The organism is Myroides sp. LoEW2-1 (assembly GCF_009767705.1).
GTDB lineage: Bacteria > Bacteroidota > Bacteroidia > Flavobacteriales > Flavobacteriaceae > Flavobacterium > Flavobacterium album_A.
The window spans coordinates 67,073-88,397 of sequence record NZ_WSPP01000172.1; the positions used below are offsets into that span (position 1 = coordinate 67,073).

Consider the following 21,325-nt stretch of genomic DNA (forward strand, 5'->3'; position numbering starts at 1 on the left):
CTCCTCTTATTGTTTCAAAAACTCAGTTACAATCTCTAAGTCATTAAAATGACTTTTTACTCCTTTAACATCTTGGTAAGTTTCATGTCCCTTACCTGCTATTAAAATAATATCCCCAGCTACAGCTTGTTGACAAGCAAGCTTAATAGCCTGTTTGCGATCTTCTACTACAATTGTTTTCATCGCATTCTGAGGCTCAACACCAGCTTCTATCTGCTCCAAAATCTCAGATGGTTCTTCGAATCTTGGGTTATCGGAAGTGAAAATTACTTTACTACTCAATTCAGAAGCTATCTGTCCCATCTCTGGCCTTTTCGTTTTATCTCTATTTCCTCCGCAACCAACTACCGTTATCAACTTCTCATTAAAAGTTCGGATAGAGTTTATCGTCTCTATTACATTCTTAAGCGCGTCAGGCGTATGAGCATAATCGACAATTGCCGTTATATTATCTCTTCCTACAATATATTGAAAACGCCCTGCTACACTTGTCAGTTTACTCAATTGCAACAAAGCCTCTTGAAAATCAACACCCAATTCTACAGCAACAGAAAACACAGCTAACAAATTACTTGCATTAAATGCACCTATCAACTGTACCCATACATCTTGTTGATTTACTTTCATTAACATACCAGAAAACTGACTCTCAAGAATCTGTCCTTTGTAATCTGATACATTTTTCAGACCGTAAGTAATTAACTTTGCCTTTGTATTCTGAACCATAAACATTCCGTTTTTATCGTCCACATTGGTCACTGCAAAAGCCTTACTACTAAGTTGATCAAAAAAGATTTTCTTAGCATTTCTATATTCTGCAAATGTTTTGTGATAATCTAAATGGTCATGTGTTAAATTGGTAAAAATCCCACCTCTAAAGTTCAAAGCATCTGTGCGTTTCTGAACAATTCCATGAGAACTCACTTCCATAAAACAATACTCACAACCTTCAGCGACCATTTCATTCATATAATAATTTATAGTCAGTGAATCTGGCGTTGTGTGCGTCGTTTCGTAAACCTTCTTACCAACGATAATTTTTACAGTAGATAACAATCCTACCTTATACCCAATATTGGTAAACAAATTATACAACAATGTCGCTATAGTTGTTTTACCATTTGTTCCAGTAACACCAACTAAATGTAACTTAGATGAAGGCTCATTATAAAAATTATTGGCCATATGAGCTAAAGCCAAATCAGAGTCTTCTACACATACATAAGTTACATTATCAACTATATCAGAAGGCAACTCTTCACACACAATCACTGTGGCACCCTGTGCTATAGCTTGACTGATGTACTCATGTCCATCTACTACAGATCCTCTTTGAGCTACAAATAATGTATCTGCTTTCACTTTACGTGAATCAAAAGCAATGAAATCTATAGCAAGATCGGTTGAACCTACTACAGATTTTATTTCTACTCTATATAATATGTCTTTTAGCTTTCTCACTATAATTCTAATACTACTTTCTTATCTCTTTCTATTTTTGTTCCAGCTGGAATAGATTGATTTTTAATCTTTCCTATACCATGTACTGCTACATTCAATCCCAAATTCTCTAATAATGGTAAAGCATCCATCACATACATCCCTTTTACATTCGGCATTACCTGATTCTCATCATTCACTTTAGTAAAATAGTCTGCATAACTATTCTGAATTTCTGAAGAAACGTGATTCACTTCTTCGAGTTCAGTTGTAATAGGAACATCTGTATAAATCTTTTGAGCAATCTTCTTAAACACTGGCCCGGATACATCAGCTCCATAATAACTCTTACTGCGATCAGGTCTATGAATTACAACTATACAAGAGTACTTAGGATTATCAGCAGGAAAATATCCTGCAAATGAAGATGAATAATACATCTCTTTCCCTTTTCCTTTTCCGTAATTCACTTGAGCTGTTCCCGTTTTACCTGCCATCGAAAAGTTTTTGGAATCCAATTTTCTTCCTGTCCCTTTCTTAACAACATTTGCTAAAACAGCTTGTACTTGCTTAATCACCTCTGGAGAAGCTATTTGAGGATTTACGACTTCCTTTTCAAACTTCACTATCGTGCGATTAAACTCTTTAACCTCTGACACAAACTGCGGTTTAACCATTTCTCCATTATTTGCCACAGCATTGTACAACATCAAAGTATGCATCGGTGTCACAGATAGTCCATATCCGAACGCCATCCACGGCAGTGCAATCCCACTCCAACCTTTCGCACCAGGTTTTGGTATATATGGAGAGCCTTCTCCCAGAATAGGCACCCCTATGGGTTTATCCATTCCCAATGAACTCAGGTAATCTGTAAACTCTGATGGGTTATTCTGAAACCCCTCATTCACAGCTTGAGTAATCACCGTATTGGAAGAAACTTCTATTCCTCTTGCTAAGGATATCTTTCCATATCCACCCCATTTCGAATCGCGCACTCTTGCATTATAAAACTTTACAATACCGTCTTGTGTATCGTAAATACGAGCCGTATCACTTTTCCCTTTCTCCAATAAAGCCAAAAGAGAAGCTAACTTAAACGTTGACCCCGGTTCATGAACTTCCGCAAGAGCATAATTTATAGTCTCATAATAGTTTCCTGATTCCGCTCTCCCCAAATTAGAGATGGCGCGAATCGCACCTGTCTTCACTTCCATAACAATCACAGTACCGTGATCAGCATTAAAGTCTTGAAGTGCTTTCAACAAACCATGATGTGCAATATCTTGTATATAAACATCGATTGTAGAGACAATGTCTTTTCCATCAACAGGATCTAATTCAATCTCGTCGTTGATTGGCTTCCATTGATCTTTTCCAATACTCTGCATTTTTCTTCTTCCATCTACACCGCTAAGGTAATTGCTAAATGCTCCTTCTATTCCTACTCTACCAAAAGTCTTATCGTCATTTTGCCTTTCATATCCAATAGTACGTTGAGCAATCCTGCCGATAGGGTGTTGTCTAATCGTTTTTTGTAAAGAAATAAAACCTCCTTTATATGGACCACGATTAAAAAGTGGAAAATTTCGCACTCTTACAAATTGAGTATAACTCAACCCACGAGCAATTAAGATGTACCTACTATTATTTGCCCTACCCTTTCTCATTAGATTTTGATAATGAGATGAACTCTTACCAAACATCACAGCTAAAGAGTCAGATAGAGGTTTAAGATTTTTCTCAAAATCTTCCTTACTTGGTGCTACACCATCAAATCGAATTTCAAAGACCGGAACAGATGTTGCCAAAAGACTTCCATCTGCTGAATATATATTTCCCCTATTTGCGGGAATTACTTCTTCTTTTACACGAGTTTTATCTTGCGCTTTAGCTCTTAGCTCCTTTCCTTCAACCCCCTGAATCTTGACCAAGCGATAAATGATACACAATGCAACAATAATCACTGCAGCAGACATAAGATAAAGCCTTAAGTAAACCCCTCTCCTCTCTAATGCCATAACCTACTCCAAAAACTTTCTTTCTTACTTTCTAAATTCACTTTAATTTTAGTTGGCGGAGTTTCTGATGGGTATATCCCCTCATCCTCCAACTTTTTAGTGATTGTTGACTCCATCTTCAACTCCATCAATTCTGATCTCGTGTCAACAAACTCAGCTCTGAGCATTTTCACTTCATGCGTAAGAGCAGTAACCTTAAAAACCTTAGTCTCATAAGCTTGTGTATTCCAAATCAATATCAAGCAAAGGCAAATCACATAAATGATAATCGCCCAGTTCTTGGCTGAATCCTCATGAACGAGAATTTTCGCCTTGATGACATCCATTGGACTTACGAGATTCTTTCTCATTTCTTTTCTGCTACTCTTAGTTTTGCTGATCTTGCTCTATTATTTACACTTATTTCCTCGTCTGTCGGTATTATCAATTTCCCCAATTGTTTTAAAGGAACTTCAAATCTTCCGAACATATCGCGCTCTGGCTCACCCTCAAACATTCCATTTTTCATAAAGCGCTTTACTAATCTATCTTCTAAAGAATGATAAGAAATAACACTCAAGCGACCTCCAGGTTTTAAAACTTCTGCACTTTGCTCAAGCATCTCTCTCAGAACATCCATTTCTTGATTCACTTCAATTCGAATAGCTTGATAAATTTGAGCTAAAATCTTTGCGCTTTTATGTGCAGGCAAAAACCTCGCAAGCACACGCTTCAAATCATCAGTATTCTTAATCGGCTCTTCTGCTCTACTCTTGACAATCGTATTGGCAATCGCTCCAGCATTTTTTAACTCTCCATAGAGATAGAACATATTTCGCAAATCCTTCTCCTCATAATCATTCACCACATGATAAGCTGATATTTCACTCTTTTGGTTCATTCTCATATCCAGTTCTCCATCAAAACGCGTTGAAAAACCGCGCTCAGCAACATCGAACTGATGTGAAGAAACTCCTAAATCACCTAAAATCCCATCTACTTCCTTTTCTCCATAAAAACGCAAATAGCGTTTTAAGTATCTAAAATTTTGATTGATCAACACAAATCTCGGATCGTCAATAGCATTATCCAAGGCATCTGCATCTTGATCAAATCCATACAGTTTACCATTCTCACCTAAACGACTTAATATTTCACGAGAGTGTCCTCCTCCTCCAAACGTAACATCAACATACACTCCATCAGGCTTAATATTTAATCCATCTACACTTTCCTGTAACAAAACAGGCTTATGATAACCGTAATCTTCTTTATTCATCAAAACTAATATTACTCATTACATCTTGAGCCAAGTCTGCAAAATCAATATTTTCATCCTCACTCAAAATATTCTCATACAATCCTTTATCCCAAATTTCAATTATATTCACCTTAGAAGTAAACACAAGTTCCTTCGAGATTTTGGCATACTCGATCAAGTCTTTTGCCACTAACAAACGACCTGCATCGTCAATACTCACTTCTTTAACACCAGCCATAAAGCGACGAATGAACATATCATTTTTCTTATCAAAAGGGTTTAATTTTTTGATTTTCTCCATCATCTTGTTCCATTCAGCCATAGGCCATAACTCTAAACATGGTTCAAACACAGAGCGTTTCAACACGAAACCTTCAGCCATAGCAGGCAACTGCTTCTTCAAAGAAGCAGGTACTGACACACGACCTTTGGCATCAATTTTACACTCATATGTTCCGACTATAAAAGACAAACCACACCTATTAATGTTATTTTAGCAAATGTACTACTTTTTTTCCCACTTTTTCCCACTTTTTCCCACTTTGTTAATAAGTTTTCGCAATACTACACTATTTCAAGGTTTAGCATACTAAACACTTGATTTTAAACACTTATATTTTAGCAAAATCTACAATTTGAATGAGTCTAAAACGACAAAAAAGCGCTTTTTTCAGACCTAAAAAAGTATCGTTTTCTGCCACTATATTTCATCTAATTTGCAGTTAAATGTTTTTTTATAGTTTTATTAGAAACATTGTCCCTAATAAAACCTTATATTTGTGGGAATTTAAAAATCGCATTTAGAAACTACATGGAGCGAACTTTAAAAGTAGATGGTAAATTCCGTTATGTTGAGATTGGTGATGGAACTCCAATTATCATCTTACACGGTTTAATGGGCGGACTGAGCAATTTTGATGGTGTTACAGAATTCTTCCCGAAAGAAGGCTACAAAGTAGTTCTCCCTGAACTACCTTTATACACAAATAGCATTTTAAAGACAAACGTAAAGGCATTTGCTAAGTTTGTTAAAGACTTTATCGACCACCTTGGACACAAAAAAGTAATCCTATTAGGAAATTCCTTAGGAGGACATATTGCTTTGTATTTTTCTAAGATGTATCCTGAGTACTTACAAGCTATGGTACTTACAGGTAGCTCTGGCTTATATGAAAGTGCTATGGGAGATAGTTATCCAAAGCGTGGTGACTATGAGTATATCAAGAAAAAAGCAGAGGACGTGTTTTATCATCCTGAAATAGCTACGAAAGAAATAGTAGATGAAGTTTTTGCTACTGTAAATGACCGTATGAAGGTTATCAAGACTATTACTATTGCCAAAAGTGCAATACGCCACAATATGTCTAAAGATTTACCAAAAATAAATGTACCAACCTGTCTAATCTGGGGGAAAAACGACAAGGTAACTCCTCCCGAAGTTGCAGTAGAGTTTAACGAACTACTACCTGATTCAGATCTATATTGGATTGATGAATGTGGACACGCAGCGATGATGGAACATCCAGACGAATTTAATAAATTACTATACGCTTGGTTTAAAAAGCGCAATTACTAAAATATGAAAATTAATACTGCAGAATTTGTCGTAAGTAACTCTGACGCGAAGAAGTGCCCTAATGAACCTATCCCTGAATACGCTTTCATCGGAAGGTCTAATGTCGGCAAATCTTCTTTGATTAATATGCTTACAAACCAAAAGAATCTTGCAAAAACATCTTCAAGACCGGGAAAGACACAATTAATAAATCACTTTAAGATTAACTCAAATTGGTATTTAGTTGATTTACCTGGATATGGATATGCAAAAGTAAGTAAGAAGACAAAATCTACATTTCAAAAATTCATTACAGATTATTTCGAAAAAAGACAACAGCTTGTTAGCGCATTTGTTTTAGTAGACATCAGACACGAAGCTCAAAAAATTGACTTAGAGTTCATGCAATACTTGGGGCAATCTGAAGTACCTTTTTCTATTATATTTACTAAAGCAGATAAAGTAGGAAAACAAAAGGTAAATAGTTTAGTCGCTGATTATAGAAAGAAAATGTTAGCAGACAATTGGGAAGAAATGCCTCCTTATTTTGTAACTTCCTCTGAAGACAAAATAGGTAGAGATGAAGTTCTTGAGTACATTGACGAAATCAATAAAGAAATGTTTAAAAACCAAAGTCCTATATAAAAGAAAAAACTGCTGTACAGCAGTTTTTTCTTTTATATACATTTACTATTTAGCAACCAAAATGACCTGTTTCGCTGTAGCACCTTCAGGCAGATTAATTTGCTTACCATAAAAGAAATCATATTTATCATCAACTTTCAAAACTAATTGTTTCGTTGTCAAAGAAATAATTTCTAAAGGTTCTAAGTTATCATTCATCTCCTTGGCAAAAAGTAACAAGTTCTCTCCCTCGATTTTATAATCTGCAACGCTTTTGTAAAGTTCACTACAATCAAAACTGTGATTTTCCATAAAAACTTTATCCTCTTTGAAGCTATATAAATCCAAATCACAAACTCTATAAAAGCTTAAATCTTCTTCAAGAATCACTTTATTATTTCTATCTAAGTACACAAACTTAGAAGCTAACCAATCTTTTTTAATGGCTTTCGAATAATGAGCAACCGAAATCTCGGTACCTGAGTTATTCGATTCATTACCATCATCCTTCTTCTTCGAATTTTCATCCGAACTACACCCCCCTAAAAAAACACAACATAAAATAGTAGCGAAAAACAACAAATACTTTTTCATAATATATTCCGTTAAGATTACCACAACAAAATTATGAAAAACAGACAAACTAACATATTAAAAATCAAATATTTGTCTCAATTAAAATAAATATTTACATAATTTAAAGTAAATATAATAATAGATCAGCGCGAAGAATAACCACACTTTCATGCGACTTTCTTGGAGCATTCTTCGAGTATCCTTCGGGTTTTCTTCGCAAAAAGACGCCTTTTCCCAATAAAACCCGAAGCATCCCCCTAGAAAACCCGAAGAAAGTGCAAGCAATCTCTCAACAATAAAAATGTGATACTACTAAAAAAAAATATTGACATAAAGCTACTGGTAGCCAAATATCAATTAACTTAATTAAATCAATGTAGAAATATAGGGCTGATTTTCACCTATTTACCTTTTCAGAAAACACTCTAAATCACGCCTTATCCTATAATGAGGTTAGAGCCATCAATCATTCGCTTTCACTACCTGATTTCACGTGTGACTTTACTATTTTAATAGCCCATTCATAATGACTTGACATAGACGATACACAGTAGCTCCCAAGACTTGTAGAACCTGTCCAATTGAAATACTTTTTAACGAATAATTCATCTTCTGTAAAAGCTTTCACTATTTGAATTGTATCTCGATGACTCTGTTGTAGTAATATCTTAGCATCGTCCAAAGACGTAGCTTGGTGCTTTTTCCAAAACTCTACATTCATAGCCGTATACGTTTTCCAATTATAAGGCTTAGGTAAAAAAGACGTCTGATTCCCTTGTTGATTATTTGAAATCCAAGTTAACAATAGCTGATGCCATTCATAAAGGTGGACAAATACATCTCTGATGTTTCTATCTCTACCTTCAAAATTAAAAGTCTTTTGCTGCAGTTCTGTAGATAACTGTTCTACAAGTACAAATAAAGTGTTGAAACTACTTTCACTCTGCTCTAATAAACTAACCTTATCCTTAGCTCTACCCATAAAAAAAAATTGCTTATAATAAGAAACTAACGTAAAATACTATCCAGTAATCAATCCAGACTATATATAATAGTCATTGACTTTTATGATACCAGCGCGAATAGCATAACGCGTAGCATCGTGAACATTATTCACCTCCAATTTTTTAAAGATATTCTTGCGATGTGTAATCACGGTGTGCACACTAATATTTCGCTCAGCAGCAATTTCCTTTGTCATTTTGCCAAAGGCTATCTCTTTTAGAATTTCGCGTTCTACAACTGTCAGTACCTGTTCTACCTTGTGAATAGACTTTTGGTGTTCCTCCAAAATCTTTTGAACAGCATCATTCAAATACACTTTTCCAGATAGTACTTCATCTATACCTTTGGTTATGCTATCAAGTGTGTCTGTCTTAAAAATAACACTAAAATCGACCTTCTTGATTTGCAACATACGCTTCAACCAAGATTCATTTAACTCATCAAAAAGCATGACCCAATGACAATTGACATACTGCTCTTGAAACATAAAAATTTGATTGATCTGTTGCTCAAAATTGTAAGACTGTGGGTTAAAAAAAACATATGTTTTGCCACACTTATTCAGAAACTCTCTCAAATCATGTGCATTAACAACCTCTTGATAACAAAGAGTATCCTTACTCCTTTCCTCTAAAATAGTCTTGATGGCAAATTTGGTTAACTCTTGTTGATCTATAATAGCAACGCACAACATAATCATTTCTTTTAATTAATAACAAAGATAAAACAAAAAGGCACTTCACCCTCTAGTGCCATACAAACTTCTAAATCGAAATTGAGGAAAACTACTCTACACTTTAACTCGGTAGACCGTATTGAAGCCGAACTTTACAATATTCAATACAACGATATATACAACTTCATTCAATGGAAATTTTGCTCAGAAAGAACAACAGATTCAACAGGCACATAAAACCACAAAATAAAAAGTGAGATAACTATCTTTCAAGTTATCTCACTTCTCACTAACTAATCAACTATAAATGATAATCCGTACTATAATTTTATCGATTCAAATATAGATTTGGATTCTCTCTTTCTTCTACTTCTGGTATTCGGTAGAGATAATACTTGCTATTTTCTATAAAATCTGAACCGTCAGGGAACTTAACAGCATCATGCCCCATTGGTAAAAGTTTTACAACTACTTGAGAGATTTTTCCAGTACTATCCATTTCTTCGTATGTAAAATCAACTAACTTATCTTGAGGATACGCTTTTCGAACCACTTTTTGTTGATTGCGAATAATATCGATTAAAGCAAACCCTTCGCCAAAAAGTTCTTTTCTTCTCTCAATCCAGATTTCGTCTAACAAATCTTGTCCCATTAGACCGCTCACTTCTTTAGCTCCTCTTGCTGTCTTTAAAGTATTCAGAACATCAATTGCATCTGCCTCTCCTAATCGCGCTTTTGCTTCTGCATTAATCAAGTAAATCTCTGAAGTACGCATCAATACAATATCTGCTATCTGAGAACCTCTAAACTTAAATTTAGCATAGCGCATATAAGCAGTATTACCATCTTTTGGCTCTGTATTAGAAGGGTCTGGTGCCCAATAAATCATGCTCTTTCTATAATCACTTTCGTCAAACAAATCTCTAAAATAAGGATCCGCATTAAAGCTATAGTAGTAACTCTGACTTGAAGTAACATCTAAATAATTAAATTGATAAGATGCATTCTTTTGAGATTCATTTTGAGCATGTCCCCAAATCCACTCTCCATTACTCGAATCACTGAATCCACTTTTGTATTCACTTTCATTCATTAAGTAACTATTCAAAGCCAATAATTGATCAGAGTACTCTTTAGCTTCTTTCCAGTTTCTTGCGTATAAATGTGCACGAGAAAGCAGTCCCAAAACTACTTCACGATCAAATTTATGCTTCATTGTGTTTCCTCTCTTATATGTCTCAGGAATCAATGTAAGTGCTTCTTCTAAATCTTTAATAGATTGCAAATAAACCTCTGTAACTGTAGCAGCAGGTCTTGGTTTAGTTGCACTGCTCGTTGGCTCCAAGTAAATCGGAGCTGTAATAGCATTCGGATCTAAATCAATTGCATAAGCATAACTCGATGCTAAATGTAGATACATAAAACCTCTCAATGCTAAAGCTTGACCGCGAACTCGTTGTTTGTCAACAACTGAACCTTCCGATTCAAAAACTTTTGCAATCACATTATTAGCATTGTCAATAGTTTTATAGGCTAAATTCCAACTGTGCGTATTCGTTCTCGCCTTTGAATACAATGCATTAAATAAGTAGTGCGCGCGAAAACCATACCTTCCATTCAATACTACATCACTACCCATAGCATCATTTGTACGCAAAAATGATCCAAAACCAGGATTAGCATAAGTAGAAAAACTTTCCATTAAATAACTCCATGCACCATTCAATACCTTTTCATTCCCCTCTACAGTACTAAACACTTTCTCACTTTCAATAGCATCTGTTGGATCAGTATCCAAAGAACAAGAAATCAAACTTGTTGAAAGTATAAAAGCTCCTATTATATATTTAATTACGCTATTTTTCATAATTCGATTTTTTATAATTTAACATTAATCCCAAGAGAAATCGTTTTCATGGCAGGGTAACGGAAATACGTACTACCATCAAAAGTTTGCTCAGGGTCTAGACCTTGTTCTTTCGTCCAAGTAAAAAGATTCTCAGCTTGGAAGTATACACTTGCAGAAGACAATCTTACTTTCTTCAGCCATTCTTGTGGCACATTATAAGATACCGTTAGGTTTTTAAGTTTTAAGTAAGAACGATCAACTAAAAATCTATCCGAAGACTGATTCCATGCACTCTTTGGATGCGTAGAAACTTTAGCTACATCTGTATTAGGATTATCTGGCGTCCATCTATTCAACATATCCGTACTCCAGTTAGTTCCTCCTCCTGAAGATCTGTATAAACTCATCTTGTCACCATTGTAAATCTTTCCACCAATGTTATAGGCAAAGTTTGCAGATAATGACCAATTCTGATAAGTTAATTCTGTTGAGAAACCTCCTGATACATCAGGCAGAGAATTTCCTTGTTTTACTTTATGTTCAACTTTGTCAACTTGTGAATAATCATCTGTTATAGTTTTTGATCCATCTCCATTCTGAAGATACCATTGTGCATTTCCATTTGTTGGGTTAACACCTGCCCACTCTGGTAAATAAAAATCGTACAAAGAACCACCTTTTACCCATTTCTTATTTCCACTCCAAATCGCCTCAGATGGCAGAGAAGTAATCTTATTCTTATACGTAGTCAAGTTCAATCCTACACTCCATCTCCAATCTTCGGTCATGATTGGCGTACCATTTAACGTAAACTCCCAACCGTAATTTTTCATTGCTCCAATATTCTCTTGAATAGAAGTAAAACCTGTAGAAGAAGCTAAATCTCTATCAAATAATAAATCCTTTGAACGTCTTTCGAAATACTCTATTGTACCAGACAATCGCTCATTGAAAAATCCAAAGTCAAGTCCAATATTCATATTTAAGTTAGTTTCCCAAGACAAATCCTCTGTTCCCAATCTCGATGTTACTAATCCTGGATCTCCTAAATTATTTTGTATTGCGTACAAAGCTTGATAAGCATAATATCCAACATTGTCATTTCCTTGTGCTCCATAACTTGCTCTAAAAAGCAAATTACTCAACCAAGTATCTCTATATTGATTCATAAACTCCTCATCAATAATTCTCCACGATGCACCAAATGACCAGAAGTTACCCCATCTACTATCAGGTGAAAAGCGAGAAGAACCATCTCTTCTAAAAGAAGCTGACAAATAATATTTCTTGTCATATGAATACTGAGCATTTCCGAAGAAACTCAACATTTTATACTCATCTGCTTTTCCAAAAAAGTCAATTACCTTAGACGCCGCATCTGGTTCAAAATAACCATTCATGATTAACTGCTCACGTTGACCTCCAAAATAATTTGAATCATACGAATAGAACTCCTGCCCCACCATTGCAGATATTGCATTTTTATCGTCTATATCTAAGTTGTAATTCAATACGTTATTAAAAGTCATGCTAACAGTACGTGTGTTCTTGCGGTCCACACTTCCTCCATACTCAACTGATGGACCGTAAAGAGGGTTTGTTACATTGTGATTATTAGTACTATTATAGTCAACACTTAATGAAGATTTAAATTTTAAGTTATCTAAAAACTTAATTTGTCCATAAGTACGAACACTTGCAATATCTTTCTTGATCTCGCTCAAGTCGTGTGGCATACTTGCAATCAAGTTGTACTTAGCATATGAAGAAGCTCTGTAGTTTCCATAATCAAACATACGTCCTCCTGTATTTGGATCTACCAAATAAGCTCCTGTTGCCAAATCTCTTTGGTAAATCGGATAAAAAGAAGGCATTACTCTGGCAAATAAGATAACGTTTGACTGTTCACTATCATCTTGTTTTGGGAAATTTTGTATCGAACTCGAAGCAGCAACATTCAGACCTACTTCTAACCAATCTTTAGCATCTACTACGATATTAGATCTAAGGTTATAACGCTTGAATCCTGATTCGATAACATAACCTTGGTCATTTAAAAAACCTCCCGAAACAAAATATCTCGTGTTCTTTCCACCACCACTTACTCTAACATTCACGTCTGTAAATCGAGCATTTTGTTGTAAAGCATCATCCCAGTTGTCACTCCACAACGGTTTTAATCCTGGTAAAAGCTTACCATCAGTACCTACGGGCATTGGGTTATTCGTTCCGTAAGGATTAATACCTATCTGACTAATCAAGTTTTGACTTGCATATTCAGCTGCTGCTTCAGGTGATTTTCCTCCAGCATCCATTTGTCCGTTGCGAATAGCTTCCCATTGCAACTCCATATAATCATTGGTCCCCAATACGCGATAGTCATTACGTGCACGGCTTGAAATACCGTGTTTTGCACTAATCTCAATTTGAGGAGCTGTTTCTCTTGTCCCTTGTTTTGTTGTAATCATAATTACACCATTTGCTGCACGCGAACCATACAATGTTGCAGCAGTAGCATCTTTTAGCACAGTCATAGATTCAATATCTGTAGCTGCGATAGCATTCAACTCTCCTTCGTATGGCACCCCATCAACAACATAAAGAGGCTTGCTATTGGCATTAATAGAACCAATACCACGGATACGTATAGTTGCTTCAGATCCAGGCTGTCCACTTGACGAAAACGATTGCACTCCGGCAATAGTACCTTCTAATACTTTAGAAACATTACTAACCTGCGCTTTCTCAATATTCTTAGCTTGCACTAATCCTACAGATCCTGTGTAAGTTTTCTTATTTGCTGTACCATAAGGCACTGTAATAATAACTTCGTCTAAGTTTGCAGATTCCTCGCTTAGCAAAATATTGACATTTGCTTGTCCTTTATAAGCAATTTTCTGCGTTTGATATCCTACAAATGAAAATACCAATACTTGTCCATCCTTTATATTTATAGAATAATTACCATCTAAATCAGTCATAGTTCCCTGTGAACTATTCTCTATTAATACACTAACTCCTGGCAGTGTACCACTAGAATCAGACACCGTTCCTGATACTAAAGTGTCTTGAGCTTGGGATGTTAGAATACCAACAAACACAAACAGAATTACGTAAATTTTTTGCATAAAACTACTTTTAGTAATAGACCTATAATCTATCCTTTGATTAAAATTTAATTGAAATACTTTGTGAAAAATGAATTTTTATAGAGCATCACAGAAATGCTCTTAAGCGGTATGCTTCTATAGAAAACAGCATGGACACATACACATGGATGTGTGCATAGAAAAGATTGTATTGATGTGATTTAAGTCACGAGTTTCAAGTGCTCGTCTTTTGTCAACTAATTGCATCTTATTTGGGTTTTAATATAAATTCACTTTGGTGTAGATATCAATGTTAGAAAATCTCACCACCTTCAAAACAATAAAGGCAATGTTCTTTCTTTTATTATCTGATACAAATTTACCTCAATGCAGTAAGTTGCGAAATACCATGTATATGGTAGATTTATAAAATAATTAAAATTCTCGATAAGTGTCAAAAAAAAAGCCCCTACAATGTAGAGGCTTTAAGCATATAGTATTCAATTACTTTACATGTAAAATAAAGTAGTTCTTTTTCCCTTTTTGCAATAAAACAAATTGATCGTTAATTAAATCATTTGCTGTTATCACATAATCTTCTGTAACCTTTTCTTTATTAACAGAAATAGAGTTTGCTTGTAGCGAACGACGAGCATCACCATTAGAAGACGCTAAGTCAGAATTAGCAGCTAATGCATCTACAATATTTAATCCTGCCTCGATATCAGCCTTTGCCACTTCTGATTGTCCAACTCCATCAAAAACTTCTAAGAACGTTTTTTCATCTAATTGTTTTAAATCTTCTGTAGAAGAGTTACCGAATAAGATATTAGATGCTTTGATAGCATTGTCTAACTGTTCTTGACCATGTACCATAATAGTTACTTCTTCTGCTAAACGGCGTTGTAACACACGTAAATGTGGAGCTTCTGTATGCTCTTTCACTAATGCTTCAATATCTTCTCTTGATATAAAAGTAAAGATCTTGATATAACGCTCTGCGTCAGCATCAGCCACGTTTAACCAATATTGGTAGAATTTATATGGAGAAGTGTACTCTGCAGATAACCAAATATTACCTCCTTCTGACTTACCGAATTTAGTACCATCAGCTTTAGTAATCAATGGACAAGTAAGCGCATAGGCTTTCTCGCTAATTGTTCTGCGGATTAACTCTGTACCAGTAGTGATATTTCCCCATTGGTCAGATCCTCCCATTTGTAATGTAATATTATTCTCTTTGTATAAATGCAAAAAGTCATATCCTTGCATTAGTTGATAACAAAACTCTGTAAAAGACATTCCATCTGCAAACTCTCCGTTCAGGCGTTTCTTTACAGAATCTTTCGCCATCATATAGTTCACTGTGATATGCTTACCTACTGTACGAATAAACTCTAAGAAAGAGAAGTCCTTCATCCAGTCATAGTTATTTACTAACACAGCAGCATTCTCAGCACCTGAATTAAAATCTAAAAAACGGCTTAATTGGTTTTTAATTGCGTTCTGATTATGGCGTAAAGCTTCTTCGTCTAATAAATTTCTCTCATTAGACTTACCAGAAGGGTCTCCAACCATCCCAGTAGCTCCCCCTACAAGAGCGTAAGGCTTATGTCCTGCTAATTGAAAGTGCTTCAATAACATCACGCTTACTAAATGTCCAATATGCAATGAATCGGCTGTTGGGTCAATCCCCACATACGCAGCACGCATTTGCTCCAACAAATGTTCTTCAGTGCCTGGCATTACGTCGTGGAGCATTCCTCTCCAAGTCACTTCTTCAATAAAATTCTTCATTTAAATAAATTTTACACAAAGATAGCTCAAAACCTTAGCTTATGGAATAAAATTCCAATATTCACTGCACTTTTAGTCGTTTTATACATTTATCAATTAGAAACTGACAATAGGGGCGTTAGTTTTCAACTTTATTTCATAATTTTTCAGTATGTAAAACATAAAACTTATTTTTGTATAAAGTATGAAATTAGTAACAGGAGCAACCGGTATGGTCGGAGCGCATCTAATCCTACAACTACTCAGAAATGAGCCTGTAGTCCGCGCTATATACAGACACGAAAATAGCATCAAGAAAACTCAATCTTTTTTTAAATTGAAAAAGAGTGAAGACCTATTCTTAAAAATTGAATGGGTAAAAGCTGACCTATTAGATGTACCTGCCTTAGAAATAGCCTTCCAAAACATTACGGAGGTATATCACTGCGCTGCTTTAGTGTCTTTCGATCCTCGTGATGAGAAGGTATTAAGACAAACGAATATTGAGGGAACTGCCAATCTTGTCAACTTAGCGATAGCCTTTGAAGTTGAAAAGTTTTGCCATGTAAGTTCTATTGCTGCATTGGGAGAAACTTTAGCAAAGAACAAGATCATCAATGAAAAAACAAACTGGAATCCAGAGCTTTATCACAGCGATTACGCCATAACTAAATATGGTGCTGAAATGGAAGTTTGGCGAGGGACTCAAGAAGGATTAAAAGTTATCATCGTCAATCCTGGTATTATTTTCGGCCAAGGATTTAATTACGAAGGAAGTAATGAGTTCTTTCAAAAGATAAAAAAAGACTTCCCTTTTTACACAAACGGAACAGCAGCTATCGTCTCTGCAGAAGATGTTGTCAATGCAATGATTCACCTTATGGACAGTGATCTATTTAACGAAAAATACATCGTTGTAGCTAATAATATCACGTATCAAGAACTACTGAATTACATTGCCGAATTAATGAATAAGAAACCTCCTTTTATATTTGCTACTAAATGGTTATGCAGAATTGCTTGGAGATTAGATGCTTTTATTTCCTTGATATCAGGCAAAAAAAGAAGTTTTACAAAAGCTATTGCACTGTCGTCACATTCAAAATACACCTATGACAATCAAAAGCTATTGCAAGTCTTACCATTTACTTTAAAGTCTTATCAAGAGTTTATTCCTGAAATTATTCAATATCACTATACAAAAAAATAAAGCCTATCCAATGGATAGGCTTTAGACATATCTTATTTTACGCGTTTTATCGTGTCAATACTTAGCGTATCGTTTTTGACTATTCGCGCTATTCTGCGCTTACTCTTTTGTTTAAGTGAATCAACTTGAGTCTTATCCTGATTACTTAACTGTTTTATACTATCTCCGTCAACTTTTAGTTCTCCTGCTGAATCGCTTTTTTCAGATAGCTCATCAAGGTGATTCTTGACGGCATTTCTCATCATTTTAACATCAATTCTTTTCGTATCCAAAACCTTATTGACAAAATCGTCTACCTCAAATTTTGTTTGATTTATCACAATACGAGCGTAAATTCGATCTTGCATTTCATAATATACACCTTTATTCAAATTGATATAATACGCATTGTTTTCTGTAAAAGAAAGACTGTCTACCTGATGTTTATTGAAAATAGAATTAATAGTGATTCTTGGTATCGTATCATTATCAACCGTATAAACATAAGAGTTATTAATTGCGTATAGCATTGCTATATCATATAAAATCTCTTCCATTTTACTTTTTTCAATGAAAGGAGTAGGCTTCTTATCATTACAAGAAACAACTAAGAAGGCGATAAAGAATAAAACAATCAGTTTTTTCATTCAACTAAAAATATTAACGCTCGAATAATAACCTTTGTCCTTTGTGTTCCGTATTAACAACTCCATCGGCATAGGCTAAAAATCCATTTACAAAAGTATGAGTTATTTTTGAACTAAATGCAGTTCCTTCGAAAGGAGACCAACCACATTTATACAAAATATTAGATTTATCTACAGTCCACTCACTTTCACTATCAACAATAACAACATCTGCATGATAGCCTTCTTTTAAAAAACCTCTTTTCTCTACTTGAAATAGTATTGCAGGATTATGAGCGAATTTCTCTACAAGTTTCTCAATTGTAATTCTTCCTTGCTTAACACTTTCCAATAATGCTACTAAAGCATGTTGAACAAGGGGACCACCAGAAGGTGCATTCAAATAAGACTTACTTTTTTCTTCTAATGTATGTGGAGCATGATCAGTTGCGATAACATCAATTCTATCATCTAATAAAGCTTTCCAAAGTCCTTCTCGGTCTACTTCAGACTTTACTGCAGGATTCCACTTGATGAAATTCCCCTTAACAGCATAGTCTTTATCTGTAAACCACAAATGATGTACACAAACTTCTGCAGTGATTTTTTTGTCTTTCAAGGGAATATCATTTCTAAACAATTCCGTTTCCTTGGCTGTAGATAGGTGAAAGACATGTAATCTTGCGCCTGTTTTCTTTGCTAATTCAATCGCCTTTGACGAAGATAGATAACATGCTTCTTCACTGCGAATAACAGGATGACATTGTACAGGGATATCCTCTCCATACTTTTCCTTGTGTTCAGCTAAGTTCTTGCGAATTGTTCCTTCATCCTCCGCATGTACAGCGATCAACAAAGAGGTACTTGAGAAAATCTTTTCCAGAACTTCTTGATTATCCACTAACATATTTCCAGTAGAAGACCCCAAAAATAACTTAATACCAGCTACATTTCTTGGATTTGTTTTAAGCACTTCTTCTAAGTTATCATTTGTTCCTCCCATCATAAAAGAATAATTGGCAAATGATACTTCTGCAGCTCTCTTATACTTCTCTTCCAAAATATCCTGAGTCACAGCATTAGGCACAGTATTCGGTTGCTCAATAAAAGAAGTAATTCCCCCAGCTACAGCAGCACGAGATTCAGATTGAATATCGCCTTTATGGGTTAAACCAGGTTCGCGAAAGTGCACTTGATCATCAATCATTCCAGGTAGCACTAACTTTCCACTTGCATCAATAGTTTGAATGGTACTATCAACTTGAAGATTATGACCTATCTTCTTTATATAACCATTCTCGATTAAAAGATCTCCAACAAAGGACTTTCCTTCAGTGACAATAGTTCCATTTTTAATTAAATAATTTGTCATTATAGTGTGTTTAGTAGTTTTCTAATTCGCAAAGCAATGACTCCAAATATTGCTTCTTTAATAATACCTCCTGACATCTTGGATTCCCCTCTTGTTCTATCTGTGAATATGATTGGAACCTCCTCAATAGGTAATCCCTTAACATAGGTACGATACTTCATCTCAATTTGGAAAGCATATCCTACAAAGCGTATTTTATCTAGATCAATCTGTTGAAGAGCTTCTCTTGAAAAACAAACAAAACCAGCAGTTGTGTCCTTAATTTTCATTCCTGTAATCAATCGAACATAAATAGAAGCTCCATAAGATAATAACACGCGGTTAAGAGGCCAATTTACCACATTTACACCAGTAACATAGCGCGAACCAATAGCTAACCCTTTAGAGCGCTGAGAAGCGGCTAACAACTTCGATAAATCTTTTGGATTATGAGAGAAATCGGCGTCCATTTCGAAAATATAGTCATATTCTCGTTCTAAAGCCCACTTGAAACCATGTACATAAGCTGTCCCCAGTCCATCTTTGTTTAATCTTGTTTCAAGAAACAGTCGACCTTGAAATTGTGACTGAAGTTCTATCACGGCATTACTAGTACCGTCAGGGGAGTTATCATCAACAATCAAAACGTGAAACTGTTCTTCTAATTCAAGAACAGCAGTTATAATTAAACTAATATTTTCAATTTCATTATAGGTTGGTATAATGACAAGTCCTAAGCTCATTATAGATTGTTTGAATACAAAAGTAACCTTTTTATAGAAAGTTAAAACTTAAATAATCTACAAACCATGAAAACAGGCAAAAAAATTCTTAATTTTGCACCTTGTATGGAGAATATAGTTTTAATAGATAGAATCGTATTGAATAAAGATTGGGCTACAGCTCTATTCTTTATCGCATTCTCTGTACTGGCTATTAATCGAACAATATTTAGTGTGAGGTTTGCAGAGTTTACAAAACTTGCTGCATCCAATAAATATTTGAAAATTTATAAAGACAACACAAACCTACGTAATAGTTTCACACTATCCTTTTTAGCTATTCAATTGATATCGATTACTTTCTTTATCCAGATTAGCTTAAAAACATTTGGATACATCGAGCAAATCACCTTAAATTCTTTTATCCAAATCATCAATTTTATTGCGTTTTTTGTAATTGCAAAGTACTTAATTGACAAGATTATTGCAGTCGCTTTTAATATAGAAGAATTTGCGGATGCCCTAAACTTACAAAAAGCGACTTATAGAAACTACATGGGGATGATGCTATTATTCGTAGATGTACTGCTTTATTACAATGAAATAAACAGCAGAAGCCTAACACTTATCCTTATTTTTACATTAATCGCAATAAATGTATTATTATATATCATTTTTATAAAAAACAATCAAAAATCAATATTAAATAAGTTGTTCTATTTTATTTTGTATCTTTGCACCCTTGAAATAGCTCCTTATTTTCTACTCTATTTTTGGTTTAAAAATATCTGAGCATAATTAAGAAACATAACTATGAAAGTGAAAACAATTTTGGTTTCTCAACCAGCGCCTAAAGTGGAGAATTCACCTTACTTTGAGTTAGAACAAAAGTACAAAGTAAAAATTGACTTTAGACCCTTTATTCATGTAGAGGGCGTAGAAGCCAAAGAGGTAAGACACCAAAAAATTGATTTACATAACTTTACTGCTATCATTCTAACCAGTAAAAACTCTGTGGATCACTTCTTTCGGGTTGCTGAAGAAATGCGTTTCAAAGTACCTGAAACACTTAAATATTTTTGCCAATCGGAAGCTGTAGCTTACTACTTGCAGAAATATGTAGTTTACAGAAAAAGAAAGATCTATGTTGGCCAAAAAGATTTTGCTGACTTAGCTCCGCTTATTAAAAAATACAAAGACGAAAAGTTCTTATTACCTTCATCTGATCAGTTAAATAACGATATCCCAACAACTTTAGATCAACTAAAAGTCAATTGGGTACCTGGAACATTTTATAAAACTGTGATGAGTGATTTATCGGATTTAGCAGACGTAAAATACGATGTTCTTGCATTCTTTAGCCCTACTGGTATAAAGTCTCTGTTTAAGAATTTCCCGGATTTTTCACAAGACAATACAAGAATAGCTGTATTTGGAACATCTACTCAAAAAGAAGCATTAGACAACAACTTAAGAGTTGATATTATGGCTCCTGCTCCCGAAACGCCTTCAATGACTATGGCACTTGAGAAATATATTCAAAAGGTAAATAAATAATATCCAAAAGCTTCTTAATAAGAAGCTTT

The 21,325-nt window shown here is 34.8% G+C and carries 19 protein-coding genes; 5 read left to right on the forward strand and 14 right to left on the reverse strand.

Annotated features, from left to right (window positions below; all coding sequences use genetic code 11):
• Window positions 1-6: 6 nt before the first annotated feature.
• Genes GOQ24_RS10685 through mraZ form a run of 5 tightly spaced genes read right to left on the reverse strand, consistent with a single transcriptional unit; the run spans window position 7 to window position 5,173 of the window.
• A complete protein-coding gene (locus GOQ24_RS10685; RefSeq protein WP_160339659.1) occupies window positions 7-1,461 on the reverse strand; it encodes a UDP-N-acetylmuramoyl-L-alanyl-D-glutamate--2,6-diaminopimelate ligase in 1,455 nt (484 codons plus the stop codon).
• A complete protein-coding gene (locus tag GOQ24_RS10690; protein ID WP_155092100.1) occupies window positions 1,461-3,461 on the reverse strand; it encodes a penicillin-binding protein in 2,001 nt (666 codons plus the stop codon). The genes GOQ24_RS10685 and GOQ24_RS10690 overlap by 1 nt, the downstream gene beginning before the upstream one ends.
• Entirely contained in the window at window positions 3,452-3,811 is a 360-nt protein-coding gene (locus tag GOQ24_RS10695) for an FtsL-like putative cell division protein (RefSeq protein ID WP_155092099.1), read from the reverse strand. Before GOQ24_RS10695 ends, GOQ24_RS10690 begins: the two co-directional genes overlap by 10 nt.
• Window positions 3,808-4,719, reverse strand: a complete 912-nt coding sequence (rsmH, locus tag GOQ24_RS10700) for a 16S rRNA (cytosine(1402)-N(4))-methyltransferase RsmH (RefSeq protein ID WP_155092098.1) — start codon at window positions 4,717-4,719, stop codon at window positions 3,808-3,810. Before rsmH ends, GOQ24_RS10695 begins: the two co-directional genes overlap by 4 nt.
• Entirely contained in the window at window positions 4,712-5,173 is a 462-nt protein-coding gene (gene mraZ, locus GOQ24_RS10705) for a division/cell wall cluster transcriptional repressor MraZ (protein ID WP_155092097.1), read from the reverse strand. Before mraZ ends, rsmH begins: the two co-directional genes overlap by 8 nt.
• Before the next feature lie 339 nt (window positions 5,174-5,512).
• Here mraZ and GOQ24_RS10710 point away from each other — a divergent pair, with 339 nt between their 5' ends.
• Together GOQ24_RS10710 and yihA are read left to right on the forward strand one after the other, a co-directional pair.
• A complete protein-coding gene (locus GOQ24_RS10710; protein ID WP_155092096.1) occupies window positions 5,513-6,277 on the forward strand; it encodes an alpha/beta fold hydrolase in 765 nt (254 codons plus the stop codon).
• A 3-nt stretch (window positions 6,278-6,280) separates the two neighbouring features.
• Window positions 6,281-6,901: a ribosome biogenesis GTP-binding protein YihA/YsxC gene (yihA, locus tag GOQ24_RS10715; RefSeq protein WP_155092095.1), complete on the forward strand. Its 621-nt coding sequence runs from the start codon at window positions 6,281-6,283 to the stop codon at window positions 6,899-6,901.
• A gap of 45 nt (window positions 6,902-6,946) precedes the next feature.
• Here the strand turns inward: yihA and GOQ24_RS10720 are convergent, their stop codons facing one another.
• From GOQ24_RS10720 to tyrS, 6 genes are all read right to left on the reverse strand, one after another.
• The gene (locus GOQ24_RS10720; RefSeq protein WP_155092094.1) at window positions 6,947-7,474 is read right to left on the reverse strand and encodes a hypothetical protein; all 528 of its coding nucleotides are present in this window, start codon (window positions 7,472-7,474) and stop codon (window positions 6,947-6,949) included.
• A 448-nt stretch (window positions 7,475-7,922) separates the two neighbouring features.
• Window positions 7,923-8,438, reverse strand: coding sequence for a ClbS/DfsB family four-helix bundle protein (locus tag GOQ24_RS10725; RefSeq protein ID WP_155092093.1), 516 nt, complete (start codon window positions 8,436-8,438; stop codon window positions 7,923-7,925).
• 60 nt (window positions 8,439-8,498) lie between these two features.
• Window positions 8,499-9,161 (reverse strand): response regulator transcription factor, encoded by a 663-nt coding sequence (locus GOQ24_RS10730; RefSeq protein ID WP_230381514.1) that lies wholly within the window; start codon window positions 9,159-9,161, stop codon window positions 8,499-8,501.
• Window positions 9,162-9,465: 304 nt separating this feature from the next.
• Window positions 9,466-11,004, reverse strand: coding sequence for a RagB/SusD family nutrient uptake outer membrane protein (locus GOQ24_RS10735; protein ID WP_155092091.1), 1,539 nt, complete (start codon window positions 11,002-11,004; stop codon window positions 9,466-9,468).
• An 11-nt stretch (window positions 11,005-11,015) separates the two neighbouring features.
• Window positions 11,016-14,114, reverse strand: a complete 3,099-nt coding sequence (locus GOQ24_RS10740) for a SusC/RagA family TonB-linked outer membrane protein (RefSeq protein WP_155092090.1) — start codon at window positions 14,112-14,114, stop codon at window positions 11,016-11,018.
• 465 nt (window positions 14,115-14,579) lie between these two features.
• Window positions 14,580-15,872, reverse strand: coding sequence for a tyrosine--tRNA ligase (gene tyrS, locus GOQ24_RS10745; protein ID WP_155092089.1), 1,293 nt, complete (start codon window positions 15,870-15,872; stop codon window positions 14,580-14,582).
• 184 nt (window positions 15,873-16,056) lie between these two features.
• Between tyrS and GOQ24_RS10750 the strand changes: the two genes are divergently transcribed.
• Window positions 16,057-17,061, forward strand: a complete 1,005-nt coding sequence (locus GOQ24_RS10750; RefSeq protein ID WP_155092088.1) for an NAD-dependent epimerase/dehydratase family protein — start codon at window positions 16,057-16,059, stop codon at window positions 17,059-17,061.
• Window positions 17,062-17,093: 32 nt separating this feature from the next.
• On the opposite strand, the gene GOQ24_RS10755 is transcribed toward GOQ24_RS10750, so the two are convergent.
• From GOQ24_RS10755 to GOQ24_RS10765, 3 genes are read right to left on the reverse strand one after another with little or no spacing between them, the layout of a single operon-like run.
• On the reverse strand, window positions 17,094-17,687 hold the full coding sequence (locus GOQ24_RS10755; RefSeq protein ID WP_155092087.1) for a DUF4296 domain-containing protein: 594 nt from the start codon (window positions 17,685-17,687) through the stop codon (window positions 17,094-17,096).
• A gap of 13 nt (window positions 17,688-17,700) precedes the next feature.
• Complete coding sequence (locus tag GOQ24_RS10760; RefSeq protein ID WP_155092086.1) at window positions 17,701-19,038, reverse strand: dihydroorotase; 1,338 nt, start codon at window positions 19,036-19,038, stop codon at window positions 17,701-17,703.
• Window positions 19,038-19,760, reverse strand: a complete 723-nt coding sequence (locus tag GOQ24_RS10765) for a polyprenol monophosphomannose synthase (RefSeq protein ID WP_155092085.1) — start codon at window positions 19,758-19,760, stop codon at window positions 19,038-19,040. Before GOQ24_RS10765 ends, GOQ24_RS10760 begins: the two co-directional genes overlap by 1 nt.
• A 105-nt stretch (window positions 19,761-19,865) precedes the next feature.
• Here GOQ24_RS10765 and GOQ24_RS10770 point away from each other — a divergent pair, with 105 nt between their 5' ends.
• Together GOQ24_RS10770 and GOQ24_RS10775 are read left to right on the forward strand one after the other, a co-directional pair.
• Entirely contained in the window at window positions 19,866-20,531 is a 666-nt protein-coding gene (locus GOQ24_RS10770; protein ID WP_155092084.1) for a DUF4271 domain-containing protein, read from the forward strand.
• Between the two features lie 21 nt (window positions 20,532-20,552).
• Window positions 20,553-21,296, forward strand: a complete 744-nt coding sequence (locus tag GOQ24_RS10775) for a uroporphyrinogen-III synthase (protein WP_155092083.1) — start codon at window positions 20,553-20,555, stop codon at window positions 21,294-21,296.
• Window positions 21,297-21,325: the final 29 nt, after the last annotated feature.

Excerpts from the sequence above, each read along its gene's own strand:
- GOQ24_RS10710 (WP_155092096.1), top strand. The coding sequence starts at position 5,513 with ATGGAGCGAACTTTAAAAGTAGATGGTAAATTCCGTTATGTTGAGATT.
- yihA (WP_155092095.1), top strand. The coding sequence starts at position 6,281 with ATGAAAATTAATACTGCAGAATTTGTCGTAAGTAACTCTGACGCGAAG.
- GOQ24_RS10760 (WP_155092086.1), bottom strand. The coding sequence starts at position 19,038 with ATGACAAATTATTTAATTAAAAATGGAACTATTGTCACTGAAGGAAAG.
- GOQ24_RS10690 (WP_155092100.1), bottom strand. The coding sequence starts at position 3,461 with ATGGCATTAGAGAGGAGAGGGGTTTACTTAAGGCTTTATCTTATGTCT.
- GOQ24_RS10735 (WP_155092091.1), bottom strand. The coding sequence starts at position 11,004 with ATGAAAAATAGCGTAATTAAATATATAATAGGAGCTTTTATACTTTCA.
- GOQ24_RS10765 (WP_155092085.1), bottom strand. The coding sequence starts at position 19,760 with ATGAGCTTAGGACTTGTCATTATACCAACCTATAATGAAATTGAAAAT.
- GOQ24_RS10720 (WP_155092094.1), bottom strand. The coding sequence starts at position 7,474 with ATGAAAAAGTATTTGTTGTTTTTCGCTACTATTTTATGTTGTGTTTTT.
- GOQ24_RS10770 (WP_155092084.1), top strand. The coding sequence starts at position 19,866 with ATGGAGAATATAGTTTTAATAGATAGAATCGTATTGAATAAAGATTGG.
- GOQ24_RS10695 (WP_155092099.1), bottom strand. The coding sequence starts at position 3,811 with ATGAGAAAGAATCTCGTAAGTCCAATGGATGTCATCAAGGCGAAAATT.
- GOQ24_RS10725 (WP_155092093.1), bottom strand. The coding sequence starts at position 8,438 with ATGGGTAGAGCTAAGGATAAGGTTAGTTTATTAGAGCAGAGTGAAAGT.
- GOQ24_RS10755 (WP_155092087.1), bottom strand. The coding sequence starts at position 17,687 with ATGAAAAAACTGATTGTTTTATTCTTTATCGCCTTCTTAGTTGTTTCT.
- rsmH (WP_155092098.1), bottom strand. The coding sequence starts at position 4,719 with ATGAATAAAGAAGATTACGGTTATCATAAGCCTGTTTTGTTACAGGAA.
- GOQ24_RS10730 (WP_230381514.1), bottom strand. The coding sequence starts at position 9,161 with ATGATTATGTTGTGCGTTGCTATTATAGATCAACAAGAGTTAACCAAA.
- GOQ24_RS10740 (WP_155092090.1), bottom strand. The coding sequence starts at position 14,114 with ATGCAAAAAATTTACGTAATTCTGTTTGTGTTTGTTGGTATTCTAACA.
- GOQ24_RS10750 (WP_155092088.1), top strand. The coding sequence starts at position 16,057 with ATGAAATTAGTAACAGGAGCAACCGGTATGGTCGGAGCGCATCTAATC.
- GOQ24_RS10775 (WP_155092083.1), top strand. The coding sequence starts at position 20,553 with ATGAAAGTGAAAACAATTTTGGTTTCTCAACCAGCGCCTAAAGTGGAG.
- tyrS (WP_155092089.1), bottom strand. The coding sequence starts at position 15,872 with ATGAAGAATTTTATTGAAGAAGTGACTTGGAGAGGAATGCTCCACGAC.